Source organism: Streptomyces prunicolor NBRC 13075 (genome assembly GCF_000367365.1).
GTDB lineage: Bacteria > Actinomycetota > Actinomycetes > Streptomycetales > Streptomycetaceae > Streptomyces > Streptomyces prunicolor.
On the sequence record NZ_BARF01000052.1, the window covers coordinates 1 to 21,909 of the forward strand.

Genomic DNA, 21,909 nt, shown 5'->3' on the forward strand with positions numbered 1-21,909 from the left:
CCGCGTGGGCGCGACCACCTCTCAGCACCGGTGAGCGAAGGTTTTTTAGGGGCGCGGGGAACTGCGCGACCAGCCCCCACGCACCCGCAGCCGAAATGCGACCCCTAAAACCCCGGCCCACCAACCTTGTCCCCGGCGGCAGCCAACCGCCCCCACAACAGATCAGCCAAACTCCGCACCAACTCAGCCCGAGAACAGGGCCGTTCACCCAGCCACCAGTCCCCGGCCGCGTGCATCATCCCGACAATCCCATGCCCCCACACCCGAGCCAGTTGCTGACTGTTGGGCCCGAGATCAACCCGCTCCTCGATGACCTGAGCCAACTCCTCGCCCATACGCCGAAGCAGCGGAACCGAGTGATTCCCCGTGTCGAACCCCTGATCCGCGGTCTGCCCACCCTCCACGGGATGCATCAGAAACCGATACACCTGAGGAAGAGCCTCAATCGCGGCGAGATACGTATCGAGCGTCGCCTCAACCCGCTCCCGCCGCTCCGCAGGCGCATCCAACGCCGCCCGCAACGACGACAACAGGGCATCGGTATGCCGCTTGGCAAGGGCCGCGTAGAGTCCCCCCTTGTCCCCGAAGTGCCGGTACAGAATCGGCTTCGTAATACCCGCTTCCGCGGCGATCGCGTTCATCGAGGCCTGCGGACCATCACGCAGCACCACTCTGTCCGCGGCCTCCAACAACTCGCGCCGTCGGCGGTCGGCGGACCGCTGTTGATCGGTCCGCTGCGTGGTGTTCATGGTCTCTCCCCGCCCGTGCTGAATCGGTGACGCCTGCGCAAACTAACACTCAATGGTCCCAACACCTCGAACGGGCTGCCGAGTGGTCATCGGGAGTTGACTTTTCCTACCCGTCGGTAACAGACTCTGTCGTTACCGCAAGTAACATGCTAGTGCGCTGCTGGAGGAGTCATGGCCGAGTTCACCATGGAACTCAACGACGAACAGAAGGAGGTGCGGGACTGGCTGCACGGCTTCGCCGCCGACGTCATCCGCCCCGCCGCCGCCGAATGGGACGAGCGTGAGGAGACTCCCTGGCCGGTCATCCAGGAGGCCGCGAAGGTCGGCATCTACTCCCTGGACTTCTACGCCCAGCAGTACTTCGACCCCACCGGCCTCGGCATCCCGATGGCCATGGAGGAGCTGTTCTGGGGCGACGCGGGCATAGCCCTCTCCATAGTCGGCACCGGTCTGGCCGCGGTCGGCGTCCTCGCCAACGGCACCGAGGAGCAGATCGGCACCTGGATTCCCCAGATGTACGGCGACGCCAACGACGTGAAGGTCGCCGCCTTCTGCTCCTCCGAGCCCGACGCCGGTTCCGACGTGGCCTCCATGCGCACGCGTGCCGTGTACGACGAGGCCAAGGACGAGTGGGTGCTCAACGGCACCAAGACCTGGGCGACCAACGGCGGTATCGCCAACGTCCACGTCGTCGTCGCGGTCGTCGACGCGGACCTCGGCTCCAAGGGCCACGCCTCCTTCATCGTTCCGTCGGGCACGCCGGGCCTGTCCCAGGGCCAGAAGTTCAAGAAGCACGGCATCCGCGCCTCGCACACCGCCGAGGTCGTCCTGGAGAACGTGCGCATCCCCGGTTCCTGCCTGCTCGGCGGCAAGGAGAAGCTGGACGAGCGCCTCGCCCGCGCCCGTGAGCGTGCCAAGGCGGTCGGCGGCGAGCGGGTGAAGAACGCGGCGATGGCCACGTTCGAGGCGTCCCGCCCTGCGGTCGGCGCAATGGCGGTGGGCACGGCCCGCGCCGCGTACGAGGTCGCCCTCGACTACGCGATGACCCGCGAGCAGTTCGGCCGCCCGATCATCGACAACCAGGGCGTCGCCTTCCAGCTCGCCGACATGCGTACGTCCATCGACGCGGCGCGGTTGCTGGTGTGGCGGGCATCCTGGATGGCGGTCAACGGCAAGCAGTTCACGGCGGCCGAGGGGTCGATGTCGAAGCTGTTCGCGAGCGAGACGGCGAAGAAGGTCACCGGGCAGGCGATTCAGATCCTGGGCGGCAACGGCTACACCCGTGAGTATCCGGTCGAGCGGATGCATCGGGACGCGGCGATCTACACGATCTTCGAGGGCACGAGTGAGATTCAGCGGCTGGTGATCGCGAGGACGTTGTCGGGAATGCCGATTCGTTGAGATTCGGGTGCGGGTCGGTGGGGGCTGGTCGCGCCCACGCGGCGGAGCCGCAAGTCGATACAGCCCCGCGCCCCTTCAGGGGCGCCGCTGCGCACCGGAATTCCACTCCTCGGCGAGCAACCCAAGGATCACCTCGTCGATGAACTCGCCGTTGACCCACGCCGCACGGCGGAGCCTCCCCTCCTGGACGAACCCGGCGCGGGAGGCCGCCCGGATCATCGCCGTGTTGTCGGCCAGGGTCTCCAACTGGAGCCGGTGGAGGCCGCGGACGGTGAATCCGTAGGTGCACAGCACCTCGACGACGTCCACGGCGAGTCCGCGGCCACGGAAACCCGGTCGCAGCGAGATGCCCAGGTGGGCGCTCCTGTTGTGGCTGTCGATGCCCCACAACCCCGCGGTCCCCGCCAACTCGTCGTTGTCGAGGGAAATGACAGCGAAGGGGGCGGCATCGTCGTCAGGTTCGGTGACCGCGAAGGGTGAGGCCTCGGTGCCCGGTGAGACGGGGCGCCAGGGCCGTGAGTCCACGCGCGATCTCGTCGCCACGTCGTCGTACAACTCGGCGTGCAGGACCGGGACATCCGACTCGTGCCGGGCCCGGAGCGCGATCTTGGTTCCTCGTAGCATGGCCTGTTCTTAGTCGACCCGCTCGGCGTCGATCAACTCGATTACCGGCCGCGTCGAAGGGTCAACGGTGCTTGAGGGGCGTCAGCTGCTCGATGTCGTACCGCCCCCGCAACTCCTCGATAGCCGCATGATCCGGCGGCCCCCCGCCCCCGAGAATCTCCAACAGCTCCTCGAAATACCGCTCATGATCCGGCGGCGGAGACGCCTGGAAGAACATCTTCGCCGCCGTCTCCGTCGGGTTCGAGAACGCGTGCGGACACCCGGGCGGTACGACGATCACCGTCCCCGGCGTCGCCCGTACCACCCGGGAACCCGAACTCGACTCCCAGCGCTGCCAGTTGTCCGGGGTCCGGATCCGCGGCTCGAAGGCGAGGACATCCAGCTCGCCTTCGAGCACGTAGAACAACTCCTCGCTGCGGGTGTGCACATGGGCCCCGACATCGAACCCCGGCGGCACCACCACCTCGAAGGTCGACGCGGTCCGGGAGTGCGAGCCGGTCACCTTGAACGTCACGTGCTGCGCGGGTGTTTGTACGACCCGGCCGTGACCCGGTGGCACCAGCAACCCCTCTGTCGCCGTCATCGACACCTCACCACGTCACCGGCAGCGCCTCGGGACCGCGGATCAACGCGCCCTTCTTGAACGGGACTTCGTCGGCCGGGACCGCGAGCCGCAGCCCGGGCAACCGGTCCAGCAGGGCGTCCACCAGCAGTTCGGACTCCAGCCGCGCCAGCATGTTGCCGGGGCAGAAGTGCGGTCCGAAGCCGAAGGAGACGTGTGGGTTCGAGCTGCGCGAGAAGTCGATCCGGTCCGGGTCCGGGAACACGTCCGGGTCCCGGTTCGCGGCCAGGTACGACACGTACACCGGGTCGCCCGCCCGCATCCGTACGCCGCGGATCTCCACGTCCTCCATGGCGATCCGGGACAGCCCGACCGCGTTGCGGTGCGGGATGTAGCGCAGCAGCTCGTCGATGGCCTGGGGCCTCAACTCCGGCTCCGCGCGCAGCCGTTCGACGAGATCCGGGCGGGTCAGCAGCAGGTAGAACATCTGCCCGCTGTTGTTGGTGACCGCCTCGCCGCCGATCTGCAACAGCACCGCGAGGCCCACCGCCTCCTCCAGCGTGATCTCTTCCCGGCCCACCGCGGCACCGAGCAGCGAGGCGACGTCCTCGCCGTCGCTGCCCTCCCGCAGACCGATGAGATCGCCGAAGTAGGCGCCCATCTCCTCCTTGGCCTTCTCACTGACCTTGGCGCCGTGCGAGGAGGACAGGATGAGCTGGGTCCAGGTGTGCATGCCGTGCCGGTCGGCGGCCGGTACGCCCATCAGCTCGCAGATCACCGCGATGGGGAAGGGGCTCAGCACCGTCTCGGTGAGATCGGCGGGCGGCCCCTGCTGGAGCAGTTCGTCGATCAACTCGTCGAGCAGCAGCCGGGATTGCTCCCGCACCCGCTCCACCCCGCGCGCCGTGAACGCCGGGGCGACCGAGCGCCGTAGCCGGGTGTGGTCCGGTGGGTCGAGGAACCCGACCGCGCCGCGGGCCGGGATGAAGTGCGGGGCGAGCCGGGTCACCGGCTGGTCCATCACCGCCTCGCGGCTGAACCGGGGGTCGTTGGTGACCATCCGCACGTCGTCGTGCCGGGTGACCAGCCACGCCCAGCCCTCGCCGTTGGGCAGTTTGATCCGGTTGACCGGACCCTCCCGCATCAGCTTGGCGAGGACCGGGTCGAAGTCCACCCCGGTCAGATCGAGGGCCGGCCAGGGCCGGACCGGGGGCAGGGTCTCGGTGAGCGTCTCTTCAGTCATGCCGTACTCAAGCCGTCTCTCGGTCGTCGCTGTGCCAGCGGCCCAGGGCCATCTCGGCGGTGATACCGGGTCCGAACCCGGCGAGCAGCCCGCGCGCCCGGTGCTCGGCGCCGCCCTCGTCGAAGAGCCGGCGCAGCGCGTCCAGGACGACGGCGCTGGCGATGTTGCCGTACTCGGTGAGGGTGGCCCGGCTGAACCGGAACGCGTGCGGGTCGACCTGCAGGAACTTGCTCAGGTCGTCCAGTATTCGGGGCCCGCCCGCGTGGACTATGTAGAAGTCCAGGTCGGCCGCGTCCCAGCCGTGCAGTCCCGCGAGGTCCTGGAGCGCCGGCGCGAGGGGCTCCATGGTGGCCGGCACCCGCTTGTCCAGCAGGAAGTGGAAGCCGGTGGCCCGGACGTCGTACATGATCCACTCTTCGGTCTTGGGGATCAGGTACGACCCGTTGCGCTCCAGCTGGATGCCCGTGCCGCCCCGCCCGCGCACGACCGCCGCGGCGATGCCGTCGCCGAACAGCCCGTTGGAGAGCAGGGAGCCGATGCCGAGGTCGGTCGGCTGGTAGCACAGCGAGCAGAACTCGCAGGCGACGATGAGCGCGTTGGCCTCCGGGTAGGCCGTGCAGAAGTCGTGCGCCCGGTTGATGGCGGCGCCGCCGGCCGCGCAGCCCAGCTGGGCTATGGGGATCTGGCGGGTGGTGGCGTCGAACGCCATCTCGTTGATCAGCCAGGCCGTGAGCGAGGGCATCATGAAGCCCGTGCAGGAGACGTAGATGATCACGTCGATGTCGGTGGTGAGGAGCTCCGCCTCGTCGAGCGCGCGCTGCACGACCGACGGGACCCGGGCCTTCGCCTCGGCCGTGTAGATCCTGTTGCGGTCCTCGAACCCGGGGTGCTTCAGCGTCTCCTCGATGGGCTGCACGATGTGCCGGGTGCGCACACCGGTGTTCTCGATCAGCCGGAGGGCCAGCGGCAGGTTGGGGTGGTCCGCGTGACGGGAGCGCGCCAGCTCCAGCGTCTCCTCCATCGTGATCACGTACTCGGGAACCGACACCGAGGGCTTGCACAAAGTCGCCATGAACCGTCCCTGCTTTCGCCTTCCGGAAGGCCTTCGCCCGCCGGTCAGAAGGTGGTTCACCTCAGAGGGTGGTGCACCCACGATCACCCGGGAGGACGACGATCTCGCGGTGGACTACTCCAATTCAGGGACACGCCAATAAAGACCGGATCAGTAAATCCTGTGAAAGCTGAAGGGAGGGCGACTTCTCGGCCAAGGCTCGGCGCCACCCCCTCAGGGGCGCGGGGAACTGCGCGACCAGCCACAACGCACCCGCACTCGCCAAACTACGAGGCGCCCCCACTGCTGTGCGCAATGCAAGCAACGTCAATCCGGTCGGCAAGCTTCGCCAGCTCAATGGTCAAAGCGGCAACCGTATCCTCGTCGAGCCCTTCATCCCCGGCCTCGACAAGATGCAGCCACCGCCCACCCACGGTACGCAAAAGCTTGCTGACATCGGCGGCAGCCACCTGCAAGGTCCCGCGGTCGTCGACGATCAGAGGCAGAGTCACTTCGCGGTTCACAGAGGGGATCGTAGCCGCGGAACGCTCACGCTCCGTGCCATACCGTGGTGATGTTGCAGAACTCGCGGATTCCGTGCCCCGACAGCTCCCGCCCGTACCCGGACCGCTTCACCCCGCCGAACGGGAACGCCGGATGCGACGCGGTCATCCCGTTGAAGAACACCCCACCGGCCTCCAGGTCCCGTACGAACCGCTCGACCTCCGCCTCGTCCCGCGTCCACACACTGGAACTCAGCCCGAAGGGCGTGTCGTTGGCGAGGAGGACCGCCTCGTCGAGGTCGGCGACCCGGTACAGCGTGGCGACGGGTCCGAACGCCTCCTCGCGGTGGATGCGCATCTCGCGCGTGAGGTCTGTGAGGACGGTCGGCGGGTAGAACCAGCCGGGCCCATCGGGCCGCTCACCACCGCACAGCACGGTCGCGCCGCTCTCCACCGCGTCGTCGACGAGCTCCTCCAGATCGCTACGGCCCGCTTCGCTCGCGAGCGGTCCGACCTCGGTCTCCTCCTCCAGCGGATCACCGACCGTGAGCGCCTTCATGCCCGCCACGAACCGCTCGGTGAACGCGTCGAAGACGTCCGTGTGGACGATGAACCGCTTCGCGGCGATGCACGACTGCCCGTTGTTCTGCACCCGCGCGGTCACCGCGATCTGCGCGGCCCGGTCGACGTCGGCGGACGGCATGACGACGTACGGGTCGCTGCCGCCCAGTTCCAGCACCGTCTTCTTGACCATGTCCCCGGCGACGGACGCGACCGCGCGCCCGGCGGGTTCGCTGCCGGTGAGGGTGGCCGCTTTCACCCGCTCGTTGCGCAGGATCTCCTCGATCGCGCCGGAGCCGACGAGGAGGGTCTGGAAGGCGCCTTCCGGGAAGCCCGCGCGGTGGAACAGGTCCTCCAGGTAGAGGGCGGTCTGCGGGACGTTCGACGCGTGCTTGAGCAGGCCGACGTTGCCCGCCAGCAGTGCGGGCGCGGCGAAGCGGATCACCTGCCAGAGCGGGAAGTTCCACGGCATCACCGCGAGCACCGGGCCGAGTGGCCGGTAGCGCACCAGGGCCCGTGAGCCGCCGGAGTCCGTCACGTCGGACGCGGCGGGTTCCTCGTCGGCGAGCAGCTCCTGCGCGTGGTCGGCGTACCAGCGCATCGACTTCGCGCACTTGGCGGCCTCCGCGCGGGCCTGCTTGACCGGCTTGCCCATCTCGGTGGTCATGATCCGGCCGATGTCCTGCTGGTCCTCGTCGAGCAGATCGGCGGCCCGGTGCATGAGCCGGGCGCGCTCGGCGAAGGTGGACGTCCGGTAGGTGCGGAACGTGGCCTCCGCGAGCTGGAGCCGGCGCTCGATCTCCTCGTCACCCATGGCCTCGTACGTCTTGAGCGTCTCGCCGTTGGCCGGGTTGACCGTCGCGATGGGCATGGCTGACCTCCTGGAGCGGGCTGTGCTTCGACCTTCCCGCGCGGCGCGGGGGACCGCAACGCGTACGCATTTCGCGCTCGCTCAGCCCGAGTGCTCCACCAGCCGGTCGAGAAACGTGGTCTGCGCCGTGATGATGACCTCCCGCGCCCGTTCGAGGCTCAGCCACTCCACCCGGTCCAGCTCAGGGAACTCCTGGAACTGCCCCGACTTCGGCGGCCACTCCATCCGGAAGGTGCCCGGAACCATGGCCGCCGGGTCCAGATCCGCCTCGATCGCCCACGCGGTGACGACCTTCCCGTTGGTCTGCCGCACCTCGCCGAGCGCGATGGCCTCGCCCTCGGGCGGCGCGAGCCCCAACTCCTCCTGGAATTCCCGTCGGGCCGCGTCCCAGGCGGTCTCGTCGGGTTCGTACTCACCCTTGGGCACACCCCACGCCCCGGCGTCCCGCCGAGCGAAGAACGGTCCGCCCATATGGCCGAGCAACACCTCCAGCCCCCGATCGGTGTGCCGGAACAACAACAGCCCGGCACTCCGCTTCCCACTCCCACTCACGCCTTCACCTCCGGATGCGCCGCCAGCAACGTCTCCACCGAGTCCGCCTCCTCCGCCCGCTTGTCCTCCCGATACCGCACGACCCGCGCGAACCGCAGAGTGACACCGGCCGGATAGCGGGTCGACCTCTGCAGACCGTCATACGCGATTTCTACGACGAGTTCGGGCCGTACCGTCACCACGTGGCCGTCGCTCTCCACGGCCAGCTCCTGGAGGCGCTCGGTCTGCCAGGTCAGCAGGGCGTCGGTCATGCCCTTGAAGGTCTTGCCGAGCATCGCGAAGGAGCCGTCAGGGTTGCGGGCGCCGAGGTGGAGGTTGGAGAGCTTGCCGGTGCGGCGGCCGTGGCCCCACTCCGCGGCCAGGACGACCAGGTCCAGGGTGTGGACGGGCTTCACCTTCAGCCAAGAGGCGCCCCTGCGGCCCGCGTTGTAGGGGGCGTCGAGCCCTTTGACCACGACCCCTTCGTGGCCGCGCTTCAACGTCTCGGCGAGGAAGGCCTCCGCCGCCGGGATGTCCTCGGGGCCGGACACGAGAGTCCGGCGGACGCGCATCGGTTCAGGCACCAACTGGGCCAGTTCCGCGTGCCGTTCGGCGAACGGGAGGTCGAGCAGGTCGCGACCGTCGACGGACAGCGCGTCGAAGAATACGGGGGAGACGGGGACGGTCTCGGCGGCCGTGGCCACGTCCACCCGGGACCCGACCCGACCGGCCGTCTCCTGGAAGGAACGCGGCCGTCCGTCCTCGTCGAAGGAGATGACCTCACCGTCCAGGATGAACCGGTCGCCTCTCAACTCCAGGGCTGCGGCGGTGAGTTCGGGCAGGCGGTCGGTGATGTCGTCGAGGGTGCGGGTGTAGAGCCGCACGACATTGCCGTCGCGGTGGACCTGGACGCGGATGCCGTCGAGCTTCTCCTCGACCGCGCAGGCACCCAGCTTCTCGACCGCCTCGGCGACGGAGGAGGCGCTGTGCGCGAGCATCGGCAGGACCGGGCGGCCTACGGTCAGTTGGAAGCGGTCGAGGGAAGCGGGGCCCTCGGCGAGCAGGGACTCGGCCACCGTCCGGAGCGAACCCGCCAGCATCACGGCCCGCCGAACATCCGTCGCGGGCACGCCAGTTGCCTCGGCCAGTCCCTCCACGGCGACCGCGTCCAGCGCGCCCTGCCGGACCTCGCCGGTGATCAGACCGAACAGGAAACGCTGCTCGTCGGCGGTGGCCGCGCCCATCAACTCGCCGACCAGACGGGCGCGTTCGGCCTGCGAACCGGGGCCCGACACCTTGCCGAGGGCGGTGAGGCGGGCATCCACCTCGCGCACGGTCAGGGTGGGCTCGGGGGCCGGTTCGACAGGCCGGCTCAGCACCTTCCAGCCGATACCGAGCCGCCCCTGTGGCAGTCGGCCCGCGAGATACGGGATGACGATCGGGACGTCGTCCGCCTCCGCGTCCCGGAAGAGCTCCGCGAGCAGGGCGATCTTCCGGGACCGCGCCGAGGTGGCGGCGACCTCCTGGGACACATGCGCGAGCCGGGTCAGCAGCATGCAGCCATCGTGCAACGGAGCCGGGCGGTCTACACCCGGACGACGGCGTCGAGGTCGGTCATGAGCAGCTCCCCGTTGATCGTGGCGCCCGCGCGGTAACCGGCGGAGGCCGCGTTCACGACCTGTTCCCCGAAGCCCATCGCGTTGCCGACCGCCCACACCCCGGGCACGGACGTCAGGCCCGTCGGGTCGACCACGGGGTACGCGCCGAACGGGGTCTCCTGGAGCTCGGCGCCCAGCTTCTCCAGGAGGCCGGTCTGCGGGACGGGCCGTGGGGCCACGAACAGGGCCTCGCGGGGGTGCGTGGTGCCGTCCGTGAGGCGGACGCCGGTGAGCCGGTCGTCCTCGACGGCCAGTTCCGCGACCTCGCCAGGAATCACGGCGACCCCGGCGGCGGCCAGCCTGCGCAGGTCGTCGTCGGCCAGCTCGGACTCGGCGACCGTGTGCAGGAACAGGGTCACGTCCTTCGACCACTGCGAGACCATCAGCGCCTGGTGCACACTCATCGGAGTCGTCGCGAGCACACCGAATGCCTGGTCACGGACCTCCCAGCCGTGGCAGTACGGGCAGTGGATCACATCCCGCCCGAAGCGCTCGGCGACTCCGGGGACGGTGGGCAGCTCGTCCTTGAGTCCGGTGGCGATCACGAGTCGGCGTGCGTGCACGGTCTCCCCACCGGCAAGCGCTACGGCGAAGCCCGCGCTCTCGTCCTCGCCCTTCGTGACGTCCACCGCGCGGTCCCGGACCAGGTCGACGCCGTAGCGTGCGATCTCCTCGCGGCCCAGGGCGAGGAACTCGGCGGGCGACATGCCGTCCCGGGTCAGATAGCCCTGCATGTGCGCGGCGGGCGTGTTGCGCGGTTCGCCGGCGTCGACGACGAGCGTGCGGCGTCGGGACCGGCCCAGGACCAGCGCGGCGGAGAGCCCGGCCGCGCCGCCGCCGATGACGACCACTTCGTAGGTCCCGGTGCATGTCCCGGTATCTGTCTCCGTACTTGTCTCGGTCACGGTGACCACCTCCACCCCCGAAGGTCGCCCCTTCACTGCCGTATTGACAAACACGTTTGCCGAAACTGCAATATCGGTCATGGATGACGACATGGACGACGTACTCGCGGAGGTCGGCCCGAGGCTGCGACGGATCCGCAAGGAGAAGGGCGCGACGCTCGCCGGCCTCTCGGAGGCGACCGGCATCTCGGTCAGCACCCTGTCCCGCCTGGAGTCCGGCCTCCGCAAGCCCAGCCTGGAGCTGCTGCTGCCGATCGCGCGGGCCCATCAGGTGCCGTTGGACGAGCTGGTGGGCGCACCGGCGGTGCGGGATCCCCGCGTACGCGCCGAGCCGATCGTGCGCGGCGGCCGCACCCACTGGCCGCTGACCCGCCAGCCGGGCGGCCTCCAGGCGTACAAGGTCCTCGAACCCCAGCGAAAGGTCGAGCCTGACCTGCGCACCCACGAGGGCTACGAGTGGCTGTACGTCATGTCCGGCCGACTACGCCTCCTGCTGGGCGAACACGACGTGGTGCTGGGCCCGGGGGAGGCCGCCGAATTCGACACGCGGGTCCCGCACTGGTTCGGCTCGACGGGCGAGGGCCCGGTGGAATTCCTGAGCCTGTTCGGCCCACAGGGGGAGCGGATGCACGTAAGGGCAAGACCAAAGCGCGGCCAGTGAGAATCGCCGCCCCCTGGAGCGCCCCTTAAGGGGCGCGGGGAACTGCGCGACCAGCCCCCACCGACCTGCGGCCAAAGAACGACCCGCACCCACCGGACCGTGACGAACCCGACGGTTCCCTGATCGGCAAGCGACCGCTTAGTATGCAATCGACCCCGGTCAGACAGAGCAGTCCCGTGGAGGCCCCGCATGCAGGCATGGCAAGTGCACCAGAACGGCGAGCCGAGTGAGGCGATGCGCCTGGAGGAGGTGCAGCAGCCGACACCCGGTGCGGGCCAGCTCCTGCTGAAGGTACGCGCCGCGAACATCAACTTCCCGGACGTCCTGATGTGCCGAGGCCACTACCAGGTCAAGCCCCCGCTCCCGTTCACCCCGGGTGTCGAGATCTGCGGCGAGACCGAGGACGGCCGCCGCGTGATCGCCAACCCCGCACTGCCGTACGGCGGTTTCGCCGAATACGCCGTCGCGGATGCCGCCGGCCTGCTGCCCGCCCCCGACTCGCTGGACGACGCCGAGGCCGCCGCACTCCACATCGGCTACCAGACGGGCTGGTTCGCCCTCCACCAGCGCGCCCACCTGGAGGCGGGCGAGACCCTGCTCGTACACGCCGCCGCAGGCGGTGTCGGCAGCGCGGCCGTACAGCTCGGCAAGGCGGCCGGTGCCACCGTCATCGGTGTCGTCGGCGGTGCCGAAAAGGCGGTCGTGGCGCGGGAGTTGGGCTGCGACGTCGTGATCGACCGGCGTACCGAGGACGTCGTCGCGGCCGTCAAGGCGGCCACCGGCGGACGCGGTGCCGACGTGATCTTCGACCCGGTCGGCGGCGACGCCTACACGCAGTCCACGAAGGTCGTCGCCTTCGAGGGCCGGATCGTGGTCGTGGGCTTCGCGAGCGGGACGATCCCCAGCCCCGGCCTCAACCACGCCCTGGTGAAGAACTACTCGATCCTGGGCCTGCATTGGGGCCTGTACGCCATCAAGAACCCGAAGCTGATCCTGGACTGCCACGAGCAGTTGACCGAACTGGCCGCACGCGGTGCCATCAAGCCGCTGGTGAGCGAGCGCGTGCCGTTGAGCGGCGCTGCCGCCGCCGTACAGCGGGTCGGCGACGGTGTCACCACCGGCCGGGTCGTCGTCGTACCGTCCTTGGAGAACGGAGCCGCCGTATGAGCGAGGAGACCACGGGAGCGGACTCGGCCGCGGCCGAACTGCGCCGCCGCACCCAGGAGTTGCTGGCCGCGCATCCACCGCTGGAGACCGATCCGCTCGACTTCCTCAAGGCCCGTTTCGACGCGGGGCTCGCGTGGGTGCACTACCCCGAGGGCCTCGGGGGTCTCGGTGCCCCGCGTGCTCTCCAGGCCGTCGTGGACGCCGAGTTGGAGGCTGCGGGCGCCCCTGACAACGACCCGCGCCGGATCGGTATCGGCCTCGGCATGGCCGCGCCGACCGTTCTCCGCTTCGGTACCGAGGAGCAGAAGCAGCGCTTCCTCAGGCCGCTCTGGGTGGGTGAGGAGGTCTGGTGCCAGCTCTTCAGCGAGCCGGGTGCCGGGTCCGACCTGGCCGCGCTCGGTACGCGCGCCGTCCGCGAGGGCGACGAGTGGGTCGTCAACGGGCAGAAGGTGTGGACCTCCAGCGCCCACCTCGCCCGCTGGGCCATCCTCATCGCGCGCACCGACCCGGACGTGCCCAAGCACGCGGGCATCACCTACTTCATCTGCGACATGACCGACCCCGGCGTCGAGGTCAGGCCGCTGCGCCAGATCACCGGCGAGGCCGAGTTCAACGAGGTCTTCCTCACCAACGTCCGCATCCCCGACGCCCATCGCCTCGGCGAGATCGGCGACGGCTGGCGGGTCGCGCAGACCACGCTGATGAACGAGCGCGTCTCCATCGGCGGCATGCGCATCCCGCGCGAGGGCGGCATGATCGGCCCGATCAGCCAAACCTGGCGCGAACGCCCGGAGTTGCGCACCCACGACCTCCACCAGCGCCTCCTCAAGCTCTGGGTCGAGGCCGAGGTCGCCCGGCTCTCCGGCGAGCGGCTGCGCCAGCAGCTCGTCGCGGGCCAGCCCGGTCACGAAGGCTCCGGCATGAAGCTCGCCTTCGCCCGCCTCAACCAGGAGATCAGCGGTCTGGAGGTCGAACTCCGGGGCGAGGAAGGCCTGTTGTACGACGACTGGACCATGCGGCGCCCAGAACTGGTGGACTTCACCGGCCGCGACGCCGGCTACCGCTACCTCCGCTCCAAGGGCAACAGCATCGAGGGCGGGACCAGCGAGGTCCTGCTGAACATCGTCGCCGAGCGCGTCCTGGGCCTCCCGGCCGAGCCGCGCACCGACAAGGACGCCGCCTGGAAGGACCTCGCCCGATGACGGATCTGCTGTACTCGGAGGAGGAAGAGGCGCTGCGCGCCGCCGTTCGGGACCTGCTCACCGACCGCTGTGCCGCGGCGGGTGTCATCGTGCGCGCCGAGTCTGACGCCCCGCACGACCTCTCGCTGTGGAAGTCCCTCGCCGACGGCATGGGCCTCGCCGGCCTCCTGGTGCCCGAGGCACAGGGCGGCCAGGGCGCCACACACCGCGAAGTCGCCGTCGTGCTGGAGGAGTTGGGCCGCGCGGTCGCCCCCGTCCCGTACCTCACCAGCGCCGTCGTCGCCACCGAGGCACTCCTCGCGTGCGATGCCGAGGATCTCCTCGCCGAGCTGGCGTCGGGGCGGAGGATCGGCGCCCTCGCCGTCTCCCTGAGCGTCGCTCCGGGCGGTGCCTACAAGGCCGTACGGCACGAAAACGGTTCCCTGTACGGGGAGTTGACCGGGATCGCGGACGCTGCCGCCGCCGATGTGCTGCTGGTGCCGGGCGAGGACGGCGGGCTGTACGCCGTCGACGCGGGCGCCGTGACCGTCGTACCGCAGGTGTCGCTGGACCTGACGCGGCCGTTGGCGCGTGTGGTGCTCGAGGGGGCCGCGGCGCGGCGGATCGGGGATGCCGAACCCGCGGTACGGCGTGCGCTGCGGGCCGGGGCCGGGCTGCTCGCGTCCGAGCAACTGGGCGTCGCCGACTGGACGTTGACGGAGACGGTCCGGTATCTCAAGGAGCGCAAGCAGTTCAACCGGCCCGTCGGCGGGTTCCAGGCGCTCAAGCACCGGCTCGCGCAGCTGTGGCTGGAGGTCGTCAGTCTGCGGGCCGCCGCGCGCAACGCGGCCGACGCCCTCGCGACGGGCGAGGACGCCGATGTGGCTGTTGCCGTCGCGCAGGCCTACGCGGCGGCCGTCGCCGTCCACGCGGCCGAGGAGGCCGTGCAGTTGCACGGCGGCATCGGCATGACGTGGGAGCACCCCGCCCACCTCTACCTGAAGCGGGCCAAGGCCGACTCGATCGCCTACGGCACGGCGGGTGCCCACCGCGAGGCACTGGCCGAACTGGTCGACCTGCGCGCACCCTGAGCGCCATGAGGTGAAGTCCGCGGAAAGCCCGTCCCACCTGGGGCGGGCTTTTCCGTGCGCCCCCGCCGAAGGAGTGAACAAGCGAGGGCAGTCCGACCAACTCCTGTCATGTGCAGGTTCGTTGGAGTCCCCACAGCCTCATACTCCCTGTGGTTCTAGCCCGCCCCACACGGAGGAACACCATGGCCCTCATCACCCGTCGCAGAGCTCTCACCGGGCTCGGCGCCACCCTCGCGGCTGTCCTCGCCCCGCCCGCGGGCAGCGCGTTCGCCGGCGAACAAGGGCGCCGCAAGCGGCCGTTGTGGCGCGCCCACGCCCACAACGACTACGAGCATCCTCGCCCGCTCTTCGACGCCCTCGACCACCGCTTCGGCAGCGTCGAGGCCGACATCTTCCTCGTCGGCGACCAGCTCCTCATCGGTCACGACGCCTCCGAACTCGACCCGAGCCGCACCCTCGAATCCCTCTACCTCGACCCGCTCGCCGCCCTCGTGAAGGCCAACCACGGCTCGGTGTACCGGGGTTGGCGCCATCCGCTCCAACTCCTGATCGACATCAAGACCGAGGGCTCCTCGACCTACCTCGAACTCGACCGCCATCTCCAGCGCTACAAGCACCTGTTCACGACCTACGCCCACGGACGCGTCCACCCGGGCGCCGTCACCAACGTCATCTCCGGCGACCGCGCGGCCCGTACACCGATGGAGGCGCAGACCGTACGCCGTGCCTTCTACGACGGTCGGCTCACCGACCTCGGCAGCTCGGCGCCCGCCTCCTTCATCTCGCTCATCAGCGACAACTGGGCGCTCAACTTCACCTGGCTCGGCGAAGGCACCTTCCCCGACGCCGAACGGCAGAAGCTGCGCTCGATCGTCGCGCAGGCGCACGCGGCCGGGCAGACCGTGCGGTTCTGGAACACCCCGGACCTGGCGGGCCCGGCCCGGGACGCGCTGTGGAGTGAACTGCTGGCCGCCGGTGTGGACTTCCTCAACACCGACGACCTGGCAGGACTGGAAGCGTTCCTGGACACGCACCGCTCGGTGTGACACCCGTTCGGGGGACACGTCAGTAGCCCGGACGAACCCTCCGCTACGCCACACTTGCGGCCGAACGCCGCGAACCAGACATGGCGGCGTGGCGGAGGAGGGTGACGATGGCCATTTCCATCTCTGTGGTGCTGCTGCTCCTGATCCTTGCGGTGATCTTCATGCGCAGCGGCGGGCTGAAGCTCTCCCACGCGCTGGTCTGCGCACTGCTCGGGTTCTTCATGGCGAGCACCAGCATGGCGCCCACGATCCACAGTGGCCTGACGGCCACCGCGGATCTGGTGAGCGGACTGCATCCATGAGGTCAGCGGGTTGAGAAGACCCCGATGCCGTTCGGTACGGGACGCTCGGCGCCGCCGCTGGGATGGTTCCGTACCGTGACGGCGCTCGCGCCGGGTGCGCGGGCGACCAAGGTCGTCGAGCCGCCGCCGTCCAGACTGAAGGCGTCGGTCGAGCCCAACTTCCGCATCTGAGTGGCGACTTCGGCGATCGTCAGACCGCTGCGGTAGGCGACCGCGCCGTCCGTCGCGAACAGCAGCAGACGGTGGCCGCGGTCGGCGATCCCCACGGCGGTGCGCACAGCGGAGGTCGTGTTGTCGAGGCCCGGCAGCGGCAGGCGCCCGCGCAGGACCGGGTAGCCGCCCAGGGCGAAGCGGTAGGCGATCCGGGACTTCGACGCCACCAGACGGTGCAGCACCTGCACCCGCTGGCCGACGGACAGCCTCCGCAGCTGCTTCGCACCCGCCTCACGGCCGACGAGGACGGTGGTGCCCGCGGCGATGGCACCGCGGCCGGGAGTGTTGGACACCGACACGACTCGTGCGTGGCGGATGGTGACTTCGTAGGTGTCCGCGCTACAGGCGCCGGCCCGGTTCAGGTCCGTGCCGCATGTGGCACGCATCCGGGAGACGTTGCCCCACTGTGTGGTGAACGCACCGACGGAGTTCTCCGGCAGCGCGTACTGGTTGAACCCGCCGAGCGGCAGCCGGCCCTGCGGGGTACCGACCGTCCCCTTGAGGGTGAGGCTGTCCAGCCGGGCCACGCGGTCGACACCCACACCGAGCACGTTCCGGGTGTTCGTGCCGGGAGGCAGTTCGGGCCCGAAGCGCTGGCCGTCCGGCACCGCCGCCTTGAGCGCGACACCGCTCGCGATCGCCGGTCCGTCGGTGGAGCCCGTCGCCTCGACGCCCGGGTGCTGGGTCTCGGTGATGTTGAAGAAGTCACCGTTGACGCCCGCGACGGCGCCCGCCGAGTCGGCCAGCTCGGAGACGGGCTCCCGGGCCGCCACCGCACCCGGGTACAGCAGGTTGACGCGCACATGGGCGGTGCGCAGGTCCACGACGACCACATGGGCGTGGGTCACACCCTTGGCCGCCGTGATGTCGAACTGCCGGTAGGTGACGCCCGGCGCGAGCTGAGTGGTGCCCGGCACGGCGTCGGCCGGTGCCGCCCCCACCAGGGCCGCACCGGCCAGCGCGCCGAGTGCCGTGAGATAAGTGAGTGCGAATCTGCCTGCTCTGAAAGGCCTTTGACGATGCGTCACAGTGTCCCCTGATGTCTCGTCAACTCTCTCTGGACTCAGGGGAAGTGCATCAGACGAAGACGACCGGCGGGGCCGCTAGGCGCCGACTACACGGGAACGAGTGAGAAAACGCACCCCCTCGGGTGCCTCCAACGAGAAACCACTGCCGCGACCCGCTACGACGTCCACGATCAGCCGCGTATGACTCCACACCTCGTTCTGGCTGCGCGAGATCCAGAACGTCACGGGCTCCGGCACGCCCTCGACCTCCAACTCGGCGAGCAGTACGTCGGATCCGCCGGTGCGGAACTCGCCCTCCGGGTAGCACATCGGCGCGCTGCCGTCGCAGCAGCCGCCGGACTGATGGAACATCAACGGGCCGTGCACCGCGTGGAGTTGCCGCAGCAGGTCGGCCGCGGCGGGGGTGAGTTCGACGCGCGGGGTGGAATCGTCCATGTCAGCCGTCCCAGGGAGCCGGATGCGGGTGGTGCGCGGGGTGTGATGACCCGGCGCACCAGCGGTGAGGCAGCACATCATGCGCAAGGTTGCGAGAGGGTTGCGTCTCTCGTCGGGTTGACAAGTGCGTTGGCATAACTGAAGCTGAATTCAGATTCACTTTTCTGCTGATGAGACTGCCGAGAGCGTCGGAGGACCCATGCCCGCAACCGCCACGTCCAAGGGCGAGCGCTCCGCGGCCGAGCTCAAGGCCGCCGCCCTGAGGGTGATAGCGCGCCAGGGTTACCTGTCGACGAAGATCGGCGACATCACCGCCGAGGCGGGCAAGTCGGCCGGGATCTTCTACCGGTACTTCACCGACAAGGACGACCTGCTGCGCTCGATAGCGGACGACTTCGCCGCTGCCCTGCGTGAGCGCGTGGTCGAGCAGTCCGGGGAAGGGCATGTCCTCGACGGGATCGACGACATCCGCAGGCACGTGCGCGCCTACTGGGACATCTACTGCGACCACCGCGCGGAGATGACCGCCATATACGAGGCCTCGCTGGTCAGCGCGGAGTTCGCCGCGCACTGGGACGGCATGCGGGCACGCCACGTCACTGTCTGGACCGCACATGTGGCGGAGGCACGTCGGCTCGCCGCTCCGGATGTGGACGCACGGCTGACCGCGCTCGCGGTCGTCTCCATGATCGAGCGCTTCTGCCAGGTCGTGGCCCCGCCGGAGACCGAGGCCGAGGGCGACGCGGCGGTCGAGGCGCTGACCCGGCTGGCGGCGCACGGCCTGCTGCCGCCCGACCCGCCTCGCTAGTCAGGACGCGCCCCCGCCGCCGTACACAGAAACGGACGTACACGGACGTACACGGAAACGGAATTGAGGAACCACATGTCCGCCACCCACACACCCCGCCTGACGGAGGTAGGCGCGCTGCCCACATCCGGGGCGCGGGCCGTGGAGCCCTTCGAACTCGACGGCATGCACCTGCTGGCGATTCCCCAACTCGCCTACGACATCCCCAGGACCCCGGCCGGCATGAACGGCGGGGACAGCGACACCGAACTGCTCCTGCTGCGCCGGGCCGAGGGCAGCGACACCTACGAGCCCTTTCAGACCCTGCCGGCGCCCGGCGGCGAGGACGCGGAGTTCTTCCGGATCGGTGAGCGCGCCTTCCTGGCCGTGGCCGACATCCGCTCGGGCAAAGGGCCCTACGAATACACCACCGACTCCACGGTCTTCGAGTGGGACGGGACCCAATTCACGCCCTTCCAGAGCATCTTGGGCTTCGCGGCCAAGCAGTGGCGCCACTTCGCCATCGGTGAGCGGCACTTCCTCGCCCTGGCCCAGGGCGTGACCGTCCCGGGCCACGAGGACGAGAACCAACCCTCCCGCATCTACACCTGGGACGGAACCCGCTTCACCGCGCTGCAGGACGTCGACGCGCTCTGGGGCTACAACTGGCACGCCTTCGAACTCGGCGGCGAGCACTTCCTCGCCTACGCCGACCATGTGCGCCCCTCGGTGCTGCTGCGCTGGAACGGCGAGAAGTTCGAGCACGTCCAGGACCTCGCGCCCCAACACGGCCGCGCCTTCGCCCACTTCACCGACGCGCGGGGCGAGACGTATCTGCTGGTCGCCTGTCTGGCGAGCCCGTCCCGGCTGCTGCGCTGGGACGGGGAACGCTTCGCCGAACACCAGTTGCTCGACGGGCTCGGGGCGCGCGAGTTCGCCGTCCTCGACACCGAGCACGGGCTGTACGTCGTCCGCGTCAACTTCATCCTCGGCACCCAGGCCGAGCCCGTCACCGCGCTGGACTCCGAGCTTCACCGGTTCTCGGAGGGACGCCTCACGCCGGTGCAGTCCTTCCCGACCACAGGCGCCACCGATGCCGCCGTGCTGCGCGGCCACGACGGCGGCCTGCTGGTCGCCGTCAGCAACAGCCTCAGCGCGGACGTCCGTTTCGCGGCCCGGACTGTTCTGTATCGCTTGGAGTAGTCCGGGGCCCTGCTCTACCCGCTCCGGAGAAAGGAACCGCCGATGCCGTCCCACCAAAGCCCCGAACTCGTCGACCTGTTCACCACCTACACCGCCGGGCCCGGCAGCATCGGCTCGCACTTGACCCGGGCCGCCGTCGAGCACGGCAGCGCCGACCCGCTGATCGTGGCCACCAGCGCCGACTTCGCCTTCTACGCCGGTGATGGCAAGCCGCCCACCGTCGAAGGCTTCCGCCTCTCCACCCGCGGCTTCAAGGAACTGGCCGGCGTCTCGCACCTCGGCCCGGCTGTTGCCACCCTCGTACAACTCCGTGAGAAATACGCCGACTTCGGCTGGCGCGCCGAGGCCGAGCGGCTGCTGCGCGAGGTCGAGCGCTCCCGCACCGCCAACAGTGCCGAGTTGTGGCGCGAGACCATCGCCGTCGAGGCGTACCGGGGCCGCGAGCAGGCGATCGCCGACATGGTCGACTACGCGTGCGCGGTCACCGCCCGCTATCTGCGCGCCGCGCTGGCCGACGAGTCGTATCTCAACTCCCGTACCCTGCGCGAGGATTACCTGGAAGGCGGCCCCTGCGGCCAGCTGCCCGTCCCGGTCAACCGGATGATGATCGCGACGTTCTTCCTCGCCGGCCTGGACATCTCCCACCGCATCCTGCGCTGGTTCAGCACCCAGAAGATCGACTGGACTCGCGCGATGGTCGTGATCGCCGGCCGGCAGGGCCGCCCCACCGCGGGCGTCACCTGGAACACCTCCAGCGTCGCCACCATGATCCTGGGCGCCTCCGAATACCAACTGCCCCTGGAGCGGCTCTACATGGCGCCGCACGCCCCCTCCTTCGCCACCCCCGTCGACGGCGACCTGACGGAAGTCGCCGCGCTGGAGGAGCCGTTGCGCCGGATCTGGTTCAACACCCGCGCCACCGTGGAACTGGGCGAGGTGATGTTCGACGGCTATCCCCGTTACGCCGCCGGGCAGTTGACGGCCCCCGACGTGGCGGACCCCGCCGTCACGGAGATCAGCGAGATGCCGGTGATCCACGGCCCCGACGACTGGCGGGCCATGACCACCCGGCTGCGCATGGTCCTGGAGGACCCACGCCAACTGCTCTCCGGCTGCGTCACCGACTTCGCCGTACGCCAACTCGTCGAGGCCGGCAACGACCCCGCCAAGGTCGTCGTCCCCGGCCTGGACGGCGTCACGTATCCCACCGGCCTGTAGACCCCGCCGACCCGCGCACACCTTCCGGGAGCGACCCCGTCATGCCCGCGACCCCTCTCAGCCTCGACCGAGCCCGCCACCTCGACGTACCGGACGGCCGTATCGCGTACTACGAGACCGGCCTGACCGATCCCGCCGCGCCGGTGATCGTCTGGGTGCACGGCCTGCCGCTCGACTCCCGATCCTGGGCGGCACAGCGGGAGTTCTTCGACACCCGCGCCCGCAACGTCTTCCTCGACCTGCGCGGCTACGGCGCCTCCAGCAAGCTTCCGCCCGACGTATCCGGCGTCACCGCCCTGTACGTCGCCGACCTCGCGGCGCTGATCCAACACCTGGGACTCACGGCCCCGTTGCTCGTCGGCTTCGCCTCCGCGGGGCACGTCGCGCTGCGCTTCGCCGCCGAACACCCGGACCTCGTGGGCAAGTTGGCGGTCATCAACGGCTCGCCCAAGTTCCGCCGCTCCGCCGACTGGCCCTACGGCTTCGACGAGAAGGGCATCGCCCACTTCACCGACGCGGCGGCCGAGGGCGGCATCGAAGGCATCACCGACGCCGTGCTCGATCCTGAGGTCGTCTTCGCCGACGTGGACGCCGCCCGAGCGGCCGAACTCGGCGCCTGGTTCCGGGAGATGAGCCGCGACGCGGGCGTACGAACCCTGCTCGGTTTCTTCGAGGACATCTCCCTGGACGACGACCGGGCCCTGCTCCCGGCCATCGAGGCGCCGACCCTCCTGATGACGAGCACCATCGGGCAGGAGGTGCCCAGCGGAGTCTCCCTGTACCTGCGCACCACCATCGCCCGCGCCCGGCTGGCCGAGCTGCCCGGCGCGGACCACTTCGCCTTCGCCACTCGCCCGGAGCTGGTCAACAGCCTCCTGGACGCCTTCCTGACCAGCTGACGGCGCCCCACGGATCCCC

General features: G+C 69.7%; 23 protein-coding genes. 11 read left to right on the forward strand and 12 right to left on the reverse strand.

Features of this window, described 5'->3' with window-relative positions:
• Positions 1 to 104: 104 nt before the first annotated feature.
• The gene (locus SPR02S_RS24050) at positions 105 to 749 is read right to left on the reverse strand and encodes a TetR/AcrR family transcriptional regulator (protein WP_019059559.1); all 645 of its coding nucleotides are present in this window, start codon (positions 747 to 749) and stop codon (positions 105 to 107) included.
• A 171-nt stretch (positions 750 to 920) separates the two neighbouring features.
• Between SPR02S_RS24050 and SPR02S_RS24055 the strand changes: the two genes are divergently transcribed.
• Positions 921 to 2,150, forward strand: coding sequence for an acyl-CoA dehydrogenase family protein (locus tag SPR02S_RS24055; RefSeq protein WP_019059560.1), 1,230 nt, complete (start codon positions 921 to 923; stop codon positions 2,148 to 2,150).
• 75 nt (positions 2,151 to 2,225) lie between these two features.
• Here the strand turns inward: SPR02S_RS24055 and SPR02S_RS24060 are convergent, their stop codons facing one another.
• The 9 genes from SPR02S_RS24060 to SPR02S_RS24100 form a co-directional block, all read right to left on the reverse strand.
• Positions 2,226 to 2,774: a GNAT family N-acetyltransferase gene (locus SPR02S_RS24060; RefSeq protein ID WP_019059561.1), complete on the reverse strand. Its 549-nt coding sequence runs from the start codon at positions 2,772 to 2,774 to the stop codon at positions 2,226 to 2,228.
• A 61-nt stretch (positions 2,775 to 2,835) separates the two neighbouring features.
• Entirely contained in the window at positions 2,836 to 3,357 is a 522-nt protein-coding gene (locus SPR02S_RS24065) for a cupin domain-containing protein (RefSeq protein WP_019059562.1), read from the reverse strand.
• A gap of 7 nt (positions 3,358 to 3,364) precedes the next feature.
• Complete coding sequence (locus SPR02S_RS24070) at positions 3,365 to 4,579, reverse strand: cytochrome P450 (RefSeq protein WP_019059563.1); 1,215 nt, start codon at positions 4,577 to 4,579, stop codon at positions 3,365 to 3,367.
• 7 nt (positions 4,580 to 4,586) lie between these two features.
• Complete coding sequence (locus tag SPR02S_RS24075; protein ID WP_019059564.1) at positions 4,587 to 5,651, reverse strand: type III polyketide synthase; 1,065 nt, start codon at positions 5,649 to 5,651, stop codon at positions 4,587 to 4,589.
• A gap of 266 nt (positions 5,652 to 5,917) precedes the next feature.
• Positions 5,918 to 6,154, reverse strand: coding sequence for a DUF6213 family protein (locus SPR02S_RS24080; protein ID WP_019059565.1), 237 nt, complete (start codon positions 6,152 to 6,154; stop codon positions 5,918 to 5,920).
• Between the two features lie 25 nt (positions 6,155 to 6,179).
• Complete coding sequence (locus tag SPR02S_RS24085; RefSeq protein WP_019059566.1) at positions 6,180 to 7,565, reverse strand: NADP-dependent succinic semialdehyde dehydrogenase; 1,386 nt, start codon at positions 7,563 to 7,565, stop codon at positions 6,180 to 6,182.
• Between the two features lie 81 nt (positions 7,566 to 7,646).
• Positions 7,647 to 8,117, reverse strand: coding sequence for an NUDIX hydrolase (locus tag SPR02S_RS24090; protein WP_020684202.1), 471 nt, complete (start codon positions 8,115 to 8,117; stop codon positions 7,647 to 7,649).
• Entirely contained in the window at positions 8,114 to 9,652 is a 1,539-nt protein-coding gene (locus tag SPR02S_RS24095) for an ATP-dependent DNA ligase (RefSeq protein WP_019059568.1), read from the reverse strand. The genes SPR02S_RS24090 and SPR02S_RS24095 overlap by 4 nt, the downstream gene beginning before the upstream one ends.
• A gap of 29 nt (positions 9,653 to 9,681) precedes the next feature.
• On the reverse strand, positions 9,682 to 10,674 hold the full coding sequence (locus SPR02S_RS24100; RefSeq protein WP_019059569.1) for an NAD(P)/FAD-dependent oxidoreductase: 993 nt from the start codon (positions 10,672 to 10,674) through the stop codon (positions 9,682 to 9,684).
• A 64-nt stretch (positions 10,675 to 10,738) separates the two neighbouring features.
• On the opposite strand from SPR02S_RS24100, the gene SPR02S_RS24105 reads away from it, so the two are divergent.
• From SPR02S_RS24105 to SPR02S_RS24130, 6 genes are all read left to right on the forward strand, one after another.
• Complete coding sequence (locus tag SPR02S_RS24105) at positions 10,739 to 11,320, forward strand: helix-turn-helix domain-containing protein (protein ID WP_026150824.1); 582 nt, start codon at positions 10,739 to 10,741, stop codon at positions 11,318 to 11,320.
• Positions 11,321 to 11,509: 189 nt separating this feature from the next.
• Positions 11,510 to 12,487, forward strand: coding sequence for an NADPH:quinone oxidoreductase family protein (locus tag SPR02S_RS24110; protein WP_019059571.1), 978 nt, complete (start codon positions 11,510 to 11,512; stop codon positions 12,485 to 12,487).
• Positions 12,484 to 13,689, forward strand: coding sequence for an acyl-CoA dehydrogenase family protein (locus SPR02S_RS24115; RefSeq protein WP_019059572.1), 1,206 nt, complete (start codon positions 12,484 to 12,486; stop codon positions 13,687 to 13,689). Before SPR02S_RS24110 ends, SPR02S_RS24115 begins: the two co-directional genes overlap by 4 nt.
• Entirely contained in the window at positions 13,686 to 14,759 is a 1,074-nt protein-coding gene (locus SPR02S_RS24120; RefSeq protein ID WP_019059573.1) for an acyl-CoA dehydrogenase family protein, read from the forward strand. The genes SPR02S_RS24115 and SPR02S_RS24120 overlap by 4 nt, the downstream gene beginning before the upstream one ends.
• A 182-nt stretch (positions 14,760 to 14,941) precedes the next feature.
• Positions 14,942 to 15,805, forward strand: coding sequence for a phosphatidylinositol-specific phospholipase C/glycerophosphodiester phosphodiesterase family protein (locus SPR02S_RS24125; protein ID WP_019059574.1), 864 nt, complete (start codon positions 14,942 to 14,944; stop codon positions 15,803 to 15,805).
• A 107-nt stretch (positions 15,806 to 15,912) separates the two neighbouring features.
• On the forward strand, positions 15,913 to 16,107 hold the full coding sequence (locus SPR02S_RS24130; RefSeq protein ID WP_026150825.1) for a hypothetical protein: 195 nt from the start codon (positions 15,913 to 15,915) through the stop codon (positions 16,105 to 16,107).
• Between the two features lie 2 nt (positions 16,108 to 16,109).
• On the opposite strand, the gene SPR02S_RS24135 is transcribed toward SPR02S_RS24130, so the two are convergent.
• Together SPR02S_RS24135 and SPR02S_RS24140 are read right to left on the reverse strand one after the other, a co-directional pair.
• On the reverse strand, positions 16,110 to 17,261 hold the full coding sequence (locus SPR02S_RS24135) for a phosphodiester glycosidase family protein (RefSeq protein WP_019059576.1): 1,152 nt from the start codon (positions 17,259 to 17,261) through the stop codon (positions 16,110 to 16,112).
• 162 nt (positions 17,262 to 17,423) lie between these two features.
• Entirely contained in the window at positions 17,424 to 17,783 is a 360-nt protein-coding gene (locus SPR02S_RS24140; RefSeq protein WP_019059577.1) for a DUF779 domain-containing protein, read from the reverse strand.
• A 199-nt stretch (positions 17,784 to 17,982) separates the two neighbouring features.
• Between SPR02S_RS24140 and SPR02S_RS58990 the strand changes: the two genes are divergently transcribed.
• The 4 genes from SPR02S_RS58990 to SPR02S_RS24160 all read left to right on the forward strand — a co-directional run bounded on the left by SPR02S_RS58990 (position 17,983) and on the right by SPR02S_RS24160 (position 21,890).
• Positions 17,983 to 18,591 (forward strand): TetR/AcrR family transcriptional regulator, encoded by a 609-nt coding sequence (locus tag SPR02S_RS58990; protein WP_019059578.1) that lies wholly within the window; start codon positions 17,983 to 17,985, stop codon positions 18,589 to 18,591.
• A 75-nt stretch (positions 18,592 to 18,666) separates the two neighbouring features.
• A complete protein-coding gene (locus SPR02S_RS24150; protein ID WP_019059579.1) occupies positions 18,667 to 19,773 on the forward strand; it encodes a hypothetical protein in 1,107 nt (368 codons plus the stop codon).
• A gap of 42 nt (positions 19,774 to 19,815) precedes the next feature.
• Positions 19,816 to 20,991 (forward strand): DUF5624 domain-containing protein, encoded by a 1,176-nt coding sequence (locus tag SPR02S_RS24155; protein WP_019059580.1) that lies wholly within the window; start codon positions 19,816 to 19,818, stop codon positions 20,989 to 20,991.
• 41 nt (positions 20,992 to 21,032) lie between these two features.
• Entirely contained in the window at positions 21,033 to 21,890 is an 858-nt protein-coding gene (locus SPR02S_RS24160) for an alpha/beta fold hydrolase (protein WP_019059581.1), read from the forward strand.
• Positions 21,891 to 21,909: the final 19 nt, after the last annotated feature.